Origin of the sequence: Lelliottia sp. SL45 (assembly GCF_026672535.1) — a bacterium.
GTDB lineage: Bacteria > Pseudomonadota > Gammaproteobacteria > Enterobacterales > Enterobacteriaceae > Enterobacter > Enterobacter nimipressuralis.
The window spans coordinates 1,391,770-1,406,757 of the sequence record NZ_JAPPRH010000003.1; the positions used below are offsets into that span (position 1 = coordinate 1,391,770).

Here is a 14,988-nt window from a genome sequence, read left to right on the forward strand (position 1 = left end):
TATGGCGAACGCCCTCTCATCGTGGCGATCGTCGTTAAAACGCGGCGATAATAGCACGTGTCGCGTTCAGAGTTAATCCGACCACTTTATATGGCCGGTGTCATTTATCCTTGCGCCAGGCATCAGCCGTCAGCGCCTCACCGAAATGCCCGGCGATCAGGCGCTTGGTCAGGTCGTGCAGCGGGGAGGCCAGCACATCGGCGGTGCTTCCGCGCTCCACCACTTCACCCTGATGCATCACCAGCACCTGGTCGCTAATGTGTTTCATCATTCCTAAATGCTGGGTCACATAGATATACGAAATACCCTGTTTCTCCTGCAATTCAAGCATCAGGTTGATGAGCTGTGAACGCATCGACATATCGAGTGATGCCAGCGCTTCGTCGGCGATAATCACCTTCGGGCGCAGGATCAACGCGCGCGCAAGCCCGAGACGCTGTTTCTGCCCCGGTGCCAGCATGTGCGGATAATAGCTGACGTGGTCGGGCAGAAGGCCGACCATGCGCAGCGTTTCGATAATACGTTTACGCCGCTCTTCTGGCTCCAGGTCGGTATTCAGTCGCAGCGGGAAATCCAGAATCTGCGAGATACGCTGACGCGGATTGAGCGACGTCGACGGGTCCTGGAAAATCATACGAATACGCTGACTGCGGAACGAATAGTCGCCAAACGACAGAAAATGGTCGTCGATCAACACATCACCCGCCGTCGGCTCGACCATCCCCGCCAGCATCTTCGCGAGCGTAGATTTCCCCGATCCGTTTTCGCCGATAATCGCCAGCGTCTGCTTCTCGCGCAGGGTAAAGCTGAGAGGCTTCACCGCTTCGACAGTTTGACGATGAAACAGCCCCGTGCGATAGCGAAAGGTCTTACTCAGGTTGCGAACTTCCAGCAACGTTTCGACCATTTACTCTCTCTCCATGTTCAGCGGGAAGTGACAGGCGTACAGATGGTTTTTCGCGCCGGTCAGACGAGGCGTTTCGATGCATTCGCGCTGGGCGTACGGGCAGCGAGGGCCAAGTCGGCAGCCAATGGGCAGCGACTCCAGCAGCGGGATGGCGCCCGGCAGGGTATTCAGTCGGCTTTTATGCGGCATCGCGCTGCCAAAATCCGGGATCGCGCGAATCAGCGCCTGGGTGTACGGATGGTGCGGCGTCGTCACTAAATCTTCGCTGATGGCCGTTTCTACCGTCTGACCGCAGTACATCACGTCGATCTTGTCCGCCCATTTGCTCAGCATCTGCAGGTCATGGCTGATGAGCAGAATGGTGGTGTTGTTGTTCTGATTCAGACGCGACAGCAGGCGGAAAATCTGCGCCTGGGTGGTCGGCTCCATGGCGTTGGTCGGCTCATCGGCGATCAGCAGGCGCGGCTGGTTGGCAAGCGCAATGGCGATCATCACCTTCTGGCACTCACCGTCCGTCAGCTCGTAAGGGAAACTGCGCATCGCATCTTTATGGTCTTTAATCCCCACGCGGTGCAGCAGCTCAATCGCGCGGCGTTTACGCCAGCCGACACGCTGCCACCAGCGGCCTTTATAGGTCCAGCCTGGGATATTTTGCATCAGCTGTTTCCCGACGCGTTCCGACGGATCGAGACACGACTGCGGCTCCTGGAAGATCATCGACACGTTATGACCCACCAGCTTGCGCCGTTCGCGAGGCGACAGGCGCAGGAGATCGATATCGTCGAAACGCATACGGTCTGCGGTCACGCGCCAGTTATCTTTGGCGACGCCACAGATCGCTTTCGCGATCAGGCTTTTACCTGAACCGGATTCGCCCACCAGCCCACGGATTTCACCCTCGGCCAGGGTAATACTGATGCGGTCGACCGCTTTCACCCAGCCTTCGCCGGTCTTAAATTCAATGGTCAGATTGCGGATATCAAGTAACGGCATTATTGCACCCCCGCATTAATGGCGCGGCGAATACCGTCGCCCAGCAGGTTGATCAGCAGCACGCTCACCATAATGGCGGCACCGGGCAGCATCACCGTCCACGGCGCGACATAGATCAGTTCGAGCGCATCACCGAGCATTGCCCCCCATTCAGGCGAGGGCAGCTGCGCGCCGAGATCGAGAAAACCGAGCGCGGCAATATCCAGAATCGCCATCGACAGGGCGCGGGTGATTTCGGTCACCAGCCCCGAGGCGATATTCGGCATCACCGCGAACCACAAAATATTCAGCGTAGTGGCGCCGTCAAGACGCGCCGCCACCACGTACTCTTTTTCCAGCTCATCATGCACCATGCTGTAAACCGAGCGCACCATGCGCGGCAGCAGCGCCAGCCAGACGGCAAACATCGCATGGGACAGGTGCGGCCCGGCGAACGCCACCACGATAATCGCCAGCAGCAGAGACGGGATCGACAGCAGGGTATCGAGAATATGGTTCAGCACCGCCGAACGCAGGCCGTGCGTGGCGCCCGCAAACACCCCGAGCGCCAGGCCAAAGAAGGTCGCGGCGAACGTGACGACGAACGCGCCGCCGACGGTCGGGGCCGCGCCACTTAACAGGCGACTCAGCACATCGCGACCTAAATCGTCCGTGCCCAGGAAGAACGACACTTCGCCGTAGCGCGACCACGACGGTGGTAACAACTGATAGCCGAGGAACTGCTGATCAAGCCCGTAAGGGGCAAACCAGCCGCCAAAAATACAGAGCAGCGCCAGGCCGCCACAGCCGTACAAACCGATCATCGCTGTGGTGTCGCCGTAGAATTTGCGCCATACGGTACGGACTACGCCGGGCGTGCGCTTCTCCCGGTATACGCTATCGTAAGGCATACGATTCCTTATGTTTCAGCGGGTTGGCCATGGCACCCAAAATGTCAGAAATCACGTTCACGATAATCACCAACGAACCGATCACCATCACACCGGCAGATATCGCCGCATAGTCTTGCTGACGAATGGCGTTGATCATCCAGCGGCCCAGACCCGGCCAGCTAAACACCATTTCGGTAATCATCGCCAGGGTCAGCATGGTGGAAAATTGCAGCCCCAGGCGCGGAATGACCGGCGGAAGGGCGTTATGCAGGACGTGACGACGTAAAACCGTCAGGCGAGAGAGGCCGCGAGTGGCAGCCGCTTTCACGTAGTTTTGCTCAAACACATCGATAGTGCTGGTGCGCATCAGGCGAATCACTTCCGTGGTTGGCGCGACCGCCAGCGTCAGCACCGGCAGCACCATGTGGCGCAGGGTACTGATGATCATTTCGTGACGCCAGACGGAGTCAGAAAGCCAGGCGTCGATAATCGCAAATCCGGTGACGGTTTTGACGGTATAAAGCAGATCAAAGCGACCTGAGACCGGCAGCCAGCCCAGGGTCAGAGAGAAGAACAGCGTCAGCAATAGCGCCAGCCAGAACACCGGAATCGAGAAGCCGAGCAGGGCGAGGGCGCTGATCAGCTTATCCTGCCATTTATTGCGAGTGATCCCCGCCAGCATCCCCACAGGAATGCCCACCAACAGGGCAAAACCAAAGGCCAGAATGCACAGCTCCATGGTCGCCGGGAACACCTCTTTTAACTGCTCAGAGATCAGCTGGCCGTTAATGCTGGAGACACCAAAGTCCCAGTGCAATACGCCGTTAAACCAGAACAGCCAGGCATCCCAGAAGGACGATCCCTGCAGCGGGGCATGGGGCGTGAAATAGCTCAGGCTAAAGCCGATAAAGGTCAGAAAAAACAGCGTCACTGCCAGCAGTAACAGACGGCGTAAGGTAAAAATAATCATGGTTTTTTCACCTCATCTTGTTTCTCACGCGACACGCCTGCGAACGAAGCGTTGCCGAATGGGCTGAGCACCAGACCTTTAATATCATAGCGATAGGCCTGCAATCGCAGAGAAGAGGCCAGCGGTAACACCGGCAGTTCGCGGGCCAGAATGTTTTGCGCTTCGTCGTAAGCCTCAATACGCGAGGCCAGTTGCTGGGACGACAACGCTTTTTGCAGCACCGTATCAAATTCACGGTTACACCAGTGAGCGTAGTTGGTCTGGGAACGAATAGCGGCACAGCTCAGCAGCGGGCGGAAGAAACTGTCGGGATCGTTACTGTCCGTCGACCAGCCAGAGAGCGTCAGATCGTGATTCATATCCATCAGGCGCGCCTCCTGGAAGCGGCCTTCGACGGGAACTATCACCACTTTCACACCGATCTGAGCCATATCCGCCTGGATCAGCTCCGCCGTTTTTAACGGACTCGGGTTCCACGCCTGCGAACTGGTCGGGACCCAAAGCTGCAACGTGAGGTTGGTCGCACCCAGCGCTTTAAGCTGCTCGCGCGCTTTAGCCGGATCGTATTCGGTAATTTTCGCTTCGTTGTCATAGGCCCAGGACGCACGCGGCAGAATCGACGCCGCCGTTTCAGCGGTACCGTAATAAATAGACTGCATCAGGCGCTGGTTATTGATCGCCAGTGCGAGGGCATGACGCACGGCGGGGTTATTCAGCGGCGGCTTGTCCGTATTAAAGGCCAAATAAGCGATATTCATGCCAGGGCGCAGGGTCAGACGTAAGCGCGGATCGTCGCGCAGTATCGTCAGCTGGCTGGCGGCAGGCCACGCGAGCACATCGCATTCGCCGGTCAGCAGCTTGGACAATCTGCCCGTCCCGCCGGAGCCGAGATCGACCACCACCTGCGGCATCAGCGGCGTACCGCGCCAGAAGTGTTCGTGACGTTGTAACCGAATATACTGACCAGCCCGGTATTCCGCCATCTGGAACGGGCCGGTGCCGACCGGCTGGCGGTCGAGCAGCTCCTGATGATCCACTTTTGTCAGCTTATCGGCATACTCGGCCGACATGACCGACGCATAGTGGGTAGCCAGGTGCCATAAGAAAGAGGCGTCAGGGCGCACCAGACGAAACTCCACCGTCCGGCTGTCCAGCTTACGCACGTCTTTAACCGTATCGGCAAACTGCAGGCTGTCGAAATAGGGGAAACTGCCGCCGTTGACGTTATGCCACGGGTGATTGCGGTTAAAAATACGCTGGAAGGTAAACACCACATCATCGGCGTTCAGCTTACGGGTCGGTTTAAACCACGGCGTCGACTGAAACGCCACATCGTCGCGCAGATGGAAACGGTAGGTTGCGCCGTTATCAAGCACTTCCCAGCTCTCGGCAAGCTCCGGCACCAGGCGGTAGGTGTAAGGGTCAACATCGAGCAGGCGATCGTAAAGCTGTGCGGCGAGGGTGTCGACAATCAGGCCGCTGCCTGCTTTTTGTGGGTTCAGGGTGTCGACTTGCCCGTTCACGCAATAGACAAAACCACTGTCGCGAATATCAGGAAGCGCAGTCTGTTCGGGCGCAGCAAAGACCAGGCGGCTAAACAGACCGAGTGCAATCAGGGACGATAAAACCAGACGCATAATTTTCAGGGTTTTAAGATTCGATCTGCAAAGTGTATCGCACTTACCCCTGATTCGTAAAAATGTCTGCAGGTAAGTGCCGATAATGTCAGCGCATTTGATGCTTTTTGAGCAATGCCCTTAATTGATGGTAGGTCAGACCCAGCAGTTCGGCTGCCTGCTTCTGGTTATATTTTGCCTCTTTCAGGCTCAGTTCGAGCAACTGGTGTTCCTGTTTGTGCTGAAACTGGCGCAAATCGAGCGGCAGAGAAGGGGTATCGGCATGCGGCGTCGGTTCTGGTTTCGTCGGCGCGGCGCGGTAAAAGGGATCGATAATAATGTTATCCAGCTCAGTCTCACTGCTGGCGTGGCGATACACGGAGCGCTCCACCACGTTTTTCAGCTCACGAATATTGCCCGGCCAGCGGTAGTCCAGCAGCGTTTCCCGCGCATAATCGCTAAAGCCGGGGAACAGCGGCATTCCCAGCTCGCGGCACATCTGAATGGCGAACTGCTCGGCCAGCAGCATGATATCGCTGCGGCGCTCGCGCAGGGGCGGGAGCTGCACCACGTCAAAGGCCAGACGATCGAGAAGATCCGCGCGGAATTTTTCCTCCGCCACCATTTCCGGCAAATTGGCATTGGTGGCGCACACCAGGCGCACATTCACCTGCAACGGCTGACTGCCGCCCACGCGCTCCAGCTCGCCGTACTCAATCACGCGCAGCAGTTTTTCCTGCACCAGCATCGGGGCGGTGGCCAGTTCATCAAGAAACAACGTCCCGCCGTCTGCACGCTCAAAACGTCCGGGGTGGCGTTTTTGCGCGCCGGTAAAGGCCCCCGCCTCATGGCCGAACAGCTCCGTATCAAGCAAATTCTCGTTCAGCGCCGCGCAGTTTAAGGAGATAAACGGCCCGTCCCATCGCCCGGACAGATAATGCAGACGGTTGGCGATAAGCTCCTTTCCGGTGCCGCGCTCACCGATTATCAGTACCGGCTTATTGAGCGGGGCCAGGCGCGAAACCTGCTCCAGCACCTCAAGAAAACTGTTCGCTTCGCCCAGTAAATTGTCTTTGTAATCAGCCATGATGAAATTAACCACTCGTTAGCGATATTCACCAGGTGAGAGTAGGATGTCCGTGGTGTAAAATCAACCACAATCATATAAATCAATAAGATAAAAACTTGGCACGGGAATTGTATTAGCTCATCAGCAGGGCATCGCCCGATAACAGAAATGTGAGGATTGAATTATGGGTATTTTTTCTCGTTTTGCCGACATCGTGAACGCCAACATCAACTCGCTGCTGGAGAAAGCGGAAGACCCGCAAAAGCTGGTGCGTCTGATGATTCAGGAAATGGAAGACACGCTGGTTGAAGTCCGTTCCACCTCTGCGCGTGCGCTGGCTGAAAAGAAACAGCTGTCACGTCGTATCGAGCAGGCTACCGCTCAACAGAGCGAGTGGCAGGAAAAAGCGGAATTGGCGCTGCGTAAAGATAAAGACGATCTGGCCCGTTCGGCGCTGATCGAAAAACAAAAGCTGACCGACATCGTTGCGACGCTGGAGCATGAAATCACGCTGGTGGATGAAACGCTCACCCGCATGAAAAAAGAGATCGCCGAGCTGGAAAACAAACTCAGCGAAACGCGTGCTCGCCAGCAAGCTCTGACGCTGCGCCACCAGGCGGCCAGCTCATCCCGCGACGTTCGCCGTCAACTGGATAGCGGTAAACTGGATGAGGCGATGGCGCGTTTCGAATCTTTTGAACGCCGCATCGACCATATGGAAGCCGAGGCCGAGAGCCACAGCTTTGGCAAACAGAAAACGCTGGATCAGCAGTTTGCCGATTTGAAAGCGGATGACGAAATCAGCGAGCAACTTGCGGTGCTGAAAGCCAAAATGAAGCAAGACAACCAATAATAATGAATGCGGCACTTCAACGTGCCGCAACGCATCGTAAGACAAGGAGACCCTATGAGTGCGCTGTTTCTGGCTATTCCCCTGACCATTTTCGTGCTTTTCGTTCTGCCGATCTGGTTATGGCTGCACTACAGCAACCGCTCTTCCCGGGGCGAGCTCTCGCAAAGCGAGCAGCAACGGCTGTTGCAGCTCACCGATGACGCGAAAAAAATGCGTGAACGCATCCAGGCGCTCGAATCCATTCTGGACGCTGAACATCCAAACTGGAGGGAGAATTAATGGGCGGACTGAATTTAAATAAAAAACTGTGGCGCATCCCCCAGCAGGGGATGGTGCGCGGCGTGTGCGCCGGGCTGGCGCGCTATCTGGATGTGCCAGTGAAACTGGTGCGTGTGGTCACCGTGCTGTCGATCTTCTTTGGTCTGGCATTCTTTACCCTGGTGGCTTACATCATTTTGTCCTTCGTGCTCGATCCGATGCCGGACAGCGCCATGTCATCGGAAGATGCGCCGACCAGCAGCGATTTGCTCGACTCGGTGGATGCCGAACTGGCCTCAGGCGAGAAGCGTCTGCGCGAAATGGAACGTTATGTCACGTCCGACACGTTCACGCTGAGAAGTCGTTTTCGTCAGCTTTAACAGAGAGATAAAAATATGAATCGCAACTGGCAGCAGGCCGGTCAGAAAATGAAACCGGGCCTTAAAATTGCAGGCAAATTCGTTTTATTGACCGCGCTACGTTATGGCCCGGCAGGTGTGGCGGGTTGGGCGGTGAAATCTGTTGCCCGGAAACCGATCAGAATGTTACTGGCCGTGGCACTGGAGCCGCTGCTCAAGAAGGTCGCAGGCCGTTTTTCCCGCCGTTATTTTTCCTGACACTTCCCTCATTTAATGCCTTCTCTCATCGCGAGAGAGGGCATCAGCCCCGTTTTGAATACCATTATCATTGTTTCATCCTTTCTTTGCGTTAGCTCACATTAATGAGCAGAGCCGCTTTTTATTTGCACTTTTGATCCCTGAGGTTCGTTGACAGAAATTTTTATGGGGAGTAGATTGCTTTCCGTGGGACCGCTACCATGGAAAACAACATGAACAATAAAATAACGCATTTAATTAATCTTATTTATGGCGATTCTTTTTCTTATAAGGATTTTAGTATTTTTCAGGAAAAGATAGGAAACGCACGTAAGGTTATTAGTCATCAGCGTAAGGCGAACTGGGATGAAAAGGATGTGGTATTAATTACCTATGCCGATCAGTTTCAAAATCGCAACGAAAAAGCGCTGCCTGTTTTTACGCGATTTTATAATCGCTGGCTTTCTGATTCATTTTCTCACGTCCATCTTTTGCCTTTTTATCCGTGGTCTTCGGACGACGGATTCTCGGTCGTCGATTATCACCGCGTTGCGCCAGAAACAGGTGAGTGGGGTGATGTGGCAGAGTTAAAAAAATCAACGAATCTGATGTTTGATTTTGTCTGCAACCATATGTCAGCCAAAAGTGAGTGGTTCAACAATTATTTAAACCAGGTTCCTGGCTTTGAAGAATTTTTTATCGCCGTAGACCCGGCAACGGATTTATCAGCCGTAACCCGTCCGCGCGCACTGCCGCTGTTAACACCGTTCTCAATGGCTGAGGGCACGGTGCGCCACCTGTGGACCACCTTCAGCGAAGACCAGGTTGACCTCAACTTTGCCAGCCCGCAGGTCCTTATCGCCATGGTCGATGTGCTTCTGAAATATCTGGCTGAAGGTGCCGATTACATCCGTCTGGATGCGGTCGGGTTTATGTGGAAAATTCCAGGAACGACCTGCATCCATCTGGAGCAAACTCACCGTCTGATTCAGCTGTTCCGCGCGATCACCGAAGAGGTTGCGCCCGGTACGGTCATCATCACTGAAACCAATGTCCCCCATAAAGACAACATTTCGTACTTCGGCGACGGTACCAACGAAGCGCAGATGGTCTATCAGTTTTCACTGCCGCCGCTGGTGCTTCACAGCGTGCATAGCCAAAACATTGAGGCCCTTTGCCAGTGGGCGCAGCAGCTGACGCTGCCTTCATCGAAGACCACCTGGTTTAACTTCCTCGCCTCCCACGACGGTATTGGCTTGAACCCGGTGCGTGGGATTATTCCTGAGAGCGATATTCTGGCACTGGTCGAAAAACTCCAGCATGAAGGCGCGCTGGTAAACTGGAAAAATAATCCGGACGGCAGCCGCAGCCCCTATGAAATTAATGTGACTTATCTGGATGCATTAAGTCGGCAAGACAGTACAGATGACGAACGTATTGCCCGATGCCTTCTGGCTCATGCCGTGTTATTAAGTTTTCCAGGCGTGCCCGCAATTTATATTCAAAGCATTATTGGCTCTCGTAACGATCATGATAACGTTGAGCGGCTGGGGTATAACCGGGCGATAAATCGGCGGAAATATCACGAGGGTGAAATTGATAACGAGCTGGAATGTCATAGTAGTCTCAGATACAAAATTTATACAGAATTAAAAAATATGCTTTCACTGCGCCGCCAGCAAAAAGCGTTTCATCCTGACAGCACAGCATTTTATGACGCACCGAATCAGCATGTTCTTAGAATCATTCGTGTCGCAGATAATGGTGAGCGGATCGCGGCGTTGTTTAACTTTAATGAACATGCGCAAATTATTTCCTCGGGAATTCACTCTGGGGTGGAATTACTTACGGGAACGCCTGTTAACGGAGATTCTGTAACCCTTAATCCGTGGCAGGTTATGTGGATTAAAGAAATCTAAAAGGACGATAAAAATGAAGATGCCTAAAATTGTGCTGTTATCAGCACTGGTTTCGTGCGCCCTGTTGTCAGGCTGTCGGGATGACAACAATAAAGTAGTCGCCATTGAATTCATGCACTCGTCGGTGGAGCAGGAGCGCCAGGCGGTAATCACTCAACTTATTGAACGCTTCGAGAAAGACAACCCGTCCATCAAGGTAAAACAGGTTCCGGTGGAAGAGGATGCCTATAACACCAAGGTGATTACGTTGGCCCGTACAGGCGCTTTGCCTGAGGTGATTGAAGTCAGTCACGACTACGCCAAAGTGATGGACAAAGAACAGCTGCTCGACCGCGATGCCATCAGCGCCGCGATTGGCGCTGTCGGTGAAAACACGTTCTACGACGGCATTCTGCGCGTGGTGCGCACGGAAGACGGTAAGGCGTGGACAGGTGTTCCGGTTAGCGCGTGGCTTTCCGGCGTCTGGTACCACAAATCGGTGCTGGCCGCTGCGGGGATTCAGGAGCCTGCAACCTGGGAGCAACTGCTGAAAGCCAGTCATTCCCTGAATCACCCCGAGAAAAAACAGTACGGTATCGCCTTACCGACGGCGGAAAGTGTCATGACCGAACAGGCATTCTCTCAGTTTGCGCTGTCGGGTGGTGCGAACGTCTTCGATGCGAAAGGGGATGTGGTCATCAATACGCCAGAGATGGCGAAAGCGCTGGCGTTCTATCGCGATCTGGCGGCTACCACCATGCCGGGCTCCAACGATGTGATGGAAATTAAAGACGCCTTTATGAACGGCTCCGCGCCAATGGCGATCTACTCCACCTATATCCTTCCTGCGGTATTTAAAGATGGCAATCCGGCCGATCTCGGGTTTGTTGTGCCGACGGAAAAATCCTCGGCGGTTTACGGCATGGTGACATCACTAACCATCACCAACGGGCAAACCGAGGAAGAAACCAAAGCGGCAGAAACCTTTGTCACCTGGATGGAGCAGGCTCAAAACGCAGCCGACTGGGTGATGATGTCGCCGGGTGCGGCGCTGCCGGTCAACAAACGGGTGGTGGATACCGCGTCGTGGAAAAACAACAACGTCATACAGGCGTTTGGTCAGCTTCCGTATGAGTTGATAGCCCAGTTTCCCAACGTTCAGGTCTTTGGTGCTGTCGGCGACAAAAACTTTACGCGTATGGGCGACGTCACCGGTTCGGGTGTGATCAGTTCGATGGTGCATGACGTGACGGTCGGGAAGAAAGATCTCTCCACCACGTTAAACGATAGCCAGAAGCGTCTGGCCGATCTGATTTCACAACGATAGGGGCGCACCGCGAAGGGAATTATGAAGAGGTTGTTTACTGGCCGTTCCGATCTGCCTTTCGCCATGCTGCTGTTGGCCCCCAGCCTGATATTGCTGGGGGGCCTGGTAGCCTGGCCGATGATTTCAAATGTCGAAATCAGTTTTTTACGCCTGCCGCTGAATCCGCGTATCAGCGCCACCTTTGTCGGTCTGGATAATTATATCCGGATTCTGGGGGATTCCGCGTTCTGGCACTCATTGTGGATGACCTTCTGGTATACGGCGCTGGTGGTGCTTGGCAGCACTGGCCTGGGTCTGGCCGTGGCGATTTTCTTCAATCGCGAGTTTCGCCTGCGTAAAACGGCGCGTTCACTGGTGATCCTCTCGTACGTCACACCGTCCATCTCGCTGGTGTTTGCATGGAAATACATGTTCAACAACGGCTATGGCATCGTGAACTATCTGGGCGTTGATGTGCTGCACCTTTACGACCAGGCACCGCTGTGGTTTGACAACCCCGGCAGCAGCTTTGTGCTGGTGGTGCTGTTCGCCATCTGGCGTTATTTCCCGTACGCATTTATCTCGTTTTTAGCGATTTTACAGACCATCGATAAATCGCTGTACGAGGCGGCAGAGATGGATGGTGCGAACGGCTGGCAGCGTTTTCGGATCGTGACGCTTCCCGCGATCATGCCGGTGCTGGCAACCGTACTGACGCTGCGGACCATCTGGATGTTCTACATGTTCGCGGACGTTTATCTGCTCACCACTAAGGTCGATATTCTCGGCGTCTATCTCTACAAAACGGCGTTTGCTTTTAACGATCTGGGAAAAGCGGCCGCCATCTCAGTGGTGCTGTTTGTGATTATTTTCGCCGTCATCCTGCTGACCAGAAAAAGGGTAAACCTCAATGGCAACAAGTAAACGCACCCTCAGTCGCGTCGGATTTTACGTCGGACTGGCGCTGTTTCTGCTCATCACGCTGTTTCCGTTCTTCGTGATGCTCATGACCTCGTTCAAAAGTGCCAAAGAGGCGATTTCACTGCATCCGACGATCCTGCCGCAGGCATGGACGTTGCAGCACTACATCGACATCTTTAACCCGCTGATTTTCCCGTTTGTGAACTATTTCAGGAACAGTTTGCTGGTCTCCCTGAGTTCGTCGGTTATTGCGGTATTCCTCGGGACGCTCGGGGCCTACGCGCTGTCGAAGCTTCGCTTTAAAGGGCGGGCCACTATCAATGCCAGCTTCTATAGCGTCTATATGTTCTCCGGGATTTTACTGGTGGTGCCGCTGTTCAAAATTATTACCGCGCTCGGCATTTACGACACCGAACTGGCGCTGATCATCACGATGGTGACTCAGACGCTACCGACGGCTGTTTTCATGCTCAGAAGCTATTTCGACACCATACCGGACGAAATTGAAGAAGCGGCGATGATGGATGGGCTAAACCGTCTGCAAATTATCTTCCGTATCACCGTCCCGCTTGCCATCTCCGGCCTGGTCTCGGTGTTTGTCTATTGCTTCATGGTGGCCTGGAACGACTACCTGTTTGCATCGATTTTCCTCTCAAGCGCCAGCAACTTCACATTGCCGGTCGGCCTGAACACGCTCTTCAGTACGCCGGACTATATCTGGGGCCGCATGATGGCCGCGTCGCTGGTGACGGCATTGCCGGTGGTTGTGATGTATGCGCTTTCTGAACGTTTCATTAAAAGTGGTTTGACCGCCGGTGGCGTAAAGGGCTGAGGCGGCCTGTTTTTAACAAGGAGTAGTCATGAAAAAATTAGTTGCGACAGCGCCGCGCGTAGCCGCGCTGGTCCAGTACGAAGATCGCCCTGTGGCGGCAAATGAAGTCAAGATCCGTGCCCGTTACGGCGCGCCAAAGCACGGAACAGAAGTGGTCGATTTCCGGGCGGCAAGCCCCTTTATTGACGAAGAGTTCAATGCTGAGTGGCAACTCTTCACACCGCGTGCTGAAGGCGCTGCGCGTGGTATCGAGTTCGGCAAATTCCAGCTGGGCAATATGATCGTCGGGGACATCATTGAATGCGGCTCAGAGGTCACGGATTACCAGATCGGGGATTCCGTTTGCTGCTACGGGCCGCTTCAGGAGACGGTAATCGTCAATGCCGTTAACAACTACAAGCTACGTAAAATGCCGCAGGGCGCATCCTGGAAAAACGCCGTCTGCTATGACCCGGCACAGTTCGCCATGAGCGGGGTACGTGATGCTAACGTTCGCGTCGGAGATTTTGTGGTGGTGGTAGGGTTAGGTGCCATCGGGCAGATCGCCATCCAGCTGGCAAAAAAAGCGGGTGCGTCCATAGTCATTGGCGTTGACCCTATCGAACACCGCTGCGACATCGCCCGTCGTCACGGCGCGGATTTCTGCATCAACCCGATCGGCAATGACGTTGGGCTGGAGATTAAACAGCTCACCGGAAAGCAGGGTGCCGACATCATTATCGAAACCAGCGGCTTCGCCGATGCGTTGCAATCCGCACTGCGCGGATTGGCTTACGGCGGAACCCTCTCTTATGTCGCATTCGCGAAACCCTTTGCCGAAGGATTCAACCTGGGCCGCGAAGCGCATTTCAATAACGCGAAGATCGTCTTTTCACGCGCCTGCAGCGAGCCGAACCCGGACTACCCGCGCTGGAGCCGTAAACGCATCGAAGAAACCTGCTGGGAGCTGCTGATGAATGGCTACCTCAACTGCGACGATCTGATCGATCCGATCGTGAGCTTCGAAACCAGTGCGGAAAGCTATATGACGTATGTCGATAAGCATCCGGAACTGAGCATCAAAATGGGCGTGACTTTTTAAGCAAGCGAGAACAAAAGATGAAAATTGCAACACAAAATCAGGCCTTTTTCCCGACCGATATTCTTGAAAAATTCCAGTACATCAAGGCAATGGGTTTTGATGGCTATGAAATCGACGGCAAGCTTTTGGTTGATAATCTGGCGGAGGTGAAAGCCGCCATAAAAGCCACCGGGTTGCCAGTGACCACCGCCTGTGGCGGCTACGACGGCTGGATCGGTGATTTTATCGAAGAGCGCCGTCTGAACGGTTTGCAGCAAATCGAACGTATTCTTGAAGCGCTGAGTGACGTGGGTGGAAAGGGCATTATCGTGCCTGCGGCCTGGGGGATGTTTACCTTCCGACTGCCGCCGATGACCTCGCCGCGCAGTCTGGATGGCGATCGCAAAGCGGTCAGTGCCTCCCTGCGCTGGTTAGATGACGTAGCGGCGCGTACCGGAACCCTCGTTTACCTTGAGCCGCTGAACCGCTATCAGGATCACATGATCAACACGCTGGCGGATGCGCGTCGCTATATCGAAGAAAATGCGCTCAAGCACGTGCAGATTATCGGCGATTTCTACCATATGAATATCGAAGAGGATTCTCTGACCGGCGCACTCCACGATAATCGTGACAGGCTCGGGCATGTTCATATCGCCGACAATCACCGTTATCAGCCTGGCAGCGGCACGCTCGATTTTGCTGCGCTGTTTGACCAGCTCCGCGCCGATGATTATCAAGGCTACGTTGTATATGAGTGCCGCGTGCGCGCGGAGGATCCGGCCAAAGCCTATCAGGCTTCGCTCAACTATTTACGTGACTGCTGAGGATGACGAG

At 54.5% G+C, this 14,988-nt stretch carries 16 protein-coding genes; 10 read left to right on the forward strand and 6 right to left on the reverse strand.

Annotated features, from left to right (window positions below; genetic code table 11):
• Nucleotides 1-100: 100 nt before the first annotated feature.
• The 6 genes from sapF to pspF all read right to left on the reverse strand — a co-directional run bounded on the left by sapF (nucleotide 101) and on the right by pspF (nucleotide 6,460).
• Complete coding sequence (sapF, locus tag OVA10_RS12770) at nucleotides 101-907, reverse strand: putrescine export ABC transporter ATP-binding protein SapF (RefSeq protein ID WP_100779985.1); 807 nt, start codon at nucleotides 905-907, stop codon at nucleotides 101-103.
• Nucleotides 908-1,900 (reverse strand): peptide ABC transporter ATP-binding protein SapD, encoded by a 993-nt coding sequence (sapD, locus tag OVA10_RS12775; RefSeq protein WP_102103838.1) that lies wholly within the window; start codon nucleotides 1,898-1,900, stop codon nucleotides 908-910.
• On the reverse strand, nucleotides 1,900-2,790 hold the full coding sequence (gene sapC / locus OVA10_RS12780) for a putrescine export ABC transporter permease SapC (protein ID WP_100779987.1): 891 nt from the start codon (nucleotides 2,788-2,790) through the stop codon (nucleotides 1,900-1,902). Before sapC ends, sapD begins: the two co-directional genes overlap by 1 nt.
• Complete coding sequence (gene sapB / locus OVA10_RS12785) at nucleotides 2,777-3,742, reverse strand: putrescine export ABC transporter permease SapB (RefSeq protein WP_107703459.1); 966 nt, start codon at nucleotides 3,740-3,742, stop codon at nucleotides 2,777-2,779. The genes sapC and sapB overlap by 14 nt, the downstream gene beginning before the upstream one ends.
• Nucleotides 3,739-5,379, reverse strand: coding sequence for an ABC transporter substrate-binding protein SapA (gene sapA / locus OVA10_RS12790; protein ID WP_100779989.1), 1,641 nt, complete (start codon nucleotides 5,377-5,379; stop codon nucleotides 3,739-3,741). Before sapA ends, sapB begins: the two co-directional genes overlap by 4 nt.
• 88 nt (nucleotides 5,380-5,467) lie before the next feature.
• Nucleotides 5,468-6,460 carry a phage shock protein operon transcriptional activator gene (pspF, locus tag OVA10_RS12795; protein WP_164971786.1) on the reverse strand — a complete coding sequence of 331 codons (993 nt, stop codon included), beginning with the start codon at nucleotides 6,458-6,460 and terminating at the stop codon, nucleotides 5,468-5,470.
• Nucleotides 6,461-6,611: 151 nt separating this feature from the next.
• On the opposite strand from pspF, the gene pspA reads away from it, so the two are divergent.
• The 10 genes from pspA (at nucleotide 6,612) to OVA10_RS12845 (ending at nucleotide 14,978) form a co-directional block, all read left to right on the forward strand.
• Entirely contained in the window at nucleotides 6,612-7,280 is a 669-nt protein-coding gene (gene pspA, locus OVA10_RS12800; protein ID WP_107703462.1) for a phage shock protein PspA, read from the forward strand.
• 54 nt (nucleotides 7,281-7,334) lie between these two features.
• Nucleotides 7,335-7,559 carry an envelope stress response membrane protein PspB gene (pspB, locus tag OVA10_RS12805; protein WP_100779992.1) on the forward strand — a complete coding sequence of 75 codons (225 nt, stop codon included), beginning with the start codon at nucleotides 7,335-7,337 and terminating at the stop codon, nucleotides 7,557-7,559.
• Entirely contained in the window at nucleotides 7,559-7,918 is a 360-nt protein-coding gene (pspC, locus tag OVA10_RS12810) for an envelope stress response membrane protein PspC (RefSeq protein WP_100779993.1), read from the forward strand. The genes pspB and pspC overlap by 1 nt, the downstream gene beginning before the upstream one ends.
• 15 nt (nucleotides 7,919-7,933) lie before the next feature.
• Entirely contained in the window at nucleotides 7,934-8,155 is a 222-nt protein-coding gene (pspD, locus tag OVA10_RS12815) for a phage shock protein PspD (protein WP_100779994.1), read from the forward strand.
• Between the two features lie 200 nt (nucleotides 8,156-8,355).
• A complete protein-coding gene (locus OVA10_RS12820; RefSeq protein ID WP_326493395.1) occupies nucleotides 8,356-10,053 on the forward strand; it encodes a sugar phosphorylase in 1,698 nt (565 codons plus the stop codon).
• Between the two features lie 13 nt (nucleotides 10,054-10,066).
• Nucleotides 10,067-11,359 (forward strand): ABC transporter substrate-binding protein, encoded by a 1,293-nt coding sequence (locus tag OVA10_RS12825; protein ID WP_268196080.1) that lies wholly within the window; start codon nucleotides 10,067-10,069, stop codon nucleotides 11,357-11,359.
• Between the two features lie 21 nt (nucleotides 11,360-11,380).
• Nucleotides 11,381-12,262 carry a carbohydrate ABC transporter permease gene (locus OVA10_RS12830; RefSeq protein WP_123427745.1) on the forward strand — a complete coding sequence of 294 codons (882 nt, stop codon included), beginning with the start codon at nucleotides 11,381-11,383 and terminating at the stop codon, nucleotides 12,260-12,262.
• Nucleotides 12,249-13,091: a carbohydrate ABC transporter permease gene (locus OVA10_RS12835; RefSeq protein ID WP_107703464.1), complete on the forward strand. Its 843-nt coding sequence runs from the start codon at nucleotides 12,249-12,251 to the stop codon at nucleotides 13,089-13,091. Before OVA10_RS12830 ends, OVA10_RS12835 begins: the two co-directional genes overlap by 14 nt.
• 28 nt (nucleotides 13,092-13,119) lie before the next feature.
• A complete protein-coding gene (locus OVA10_RS12840; protein ID WP_268196081.1) occupies nucleotides 13,120-14,172 on the forward strand; it encodes a zinc-dependent alcohol dehydrogenase in 1,053 nt (350 codons plus the stop codon).
• Between the two features lie 17 nt (nucleotides 14,173-14,189).
• The gene (locus OVA10_RS12845) at nucleotides 14,190-14,978 is read left to right on the forward strand and encodes a sugar phosphate isomerase/epimerase family protein (RefSeq protein WP_268196082.1); all 789 of its coding nucleotides are present in this window, start codon (nucleotides 14,190-14,192) and stop codon (nucleotides 14,976-14,978) included.
• The last annotated feature ends 10 nt before the right edge of the window (nucleotides 14,979-14,988 follow it).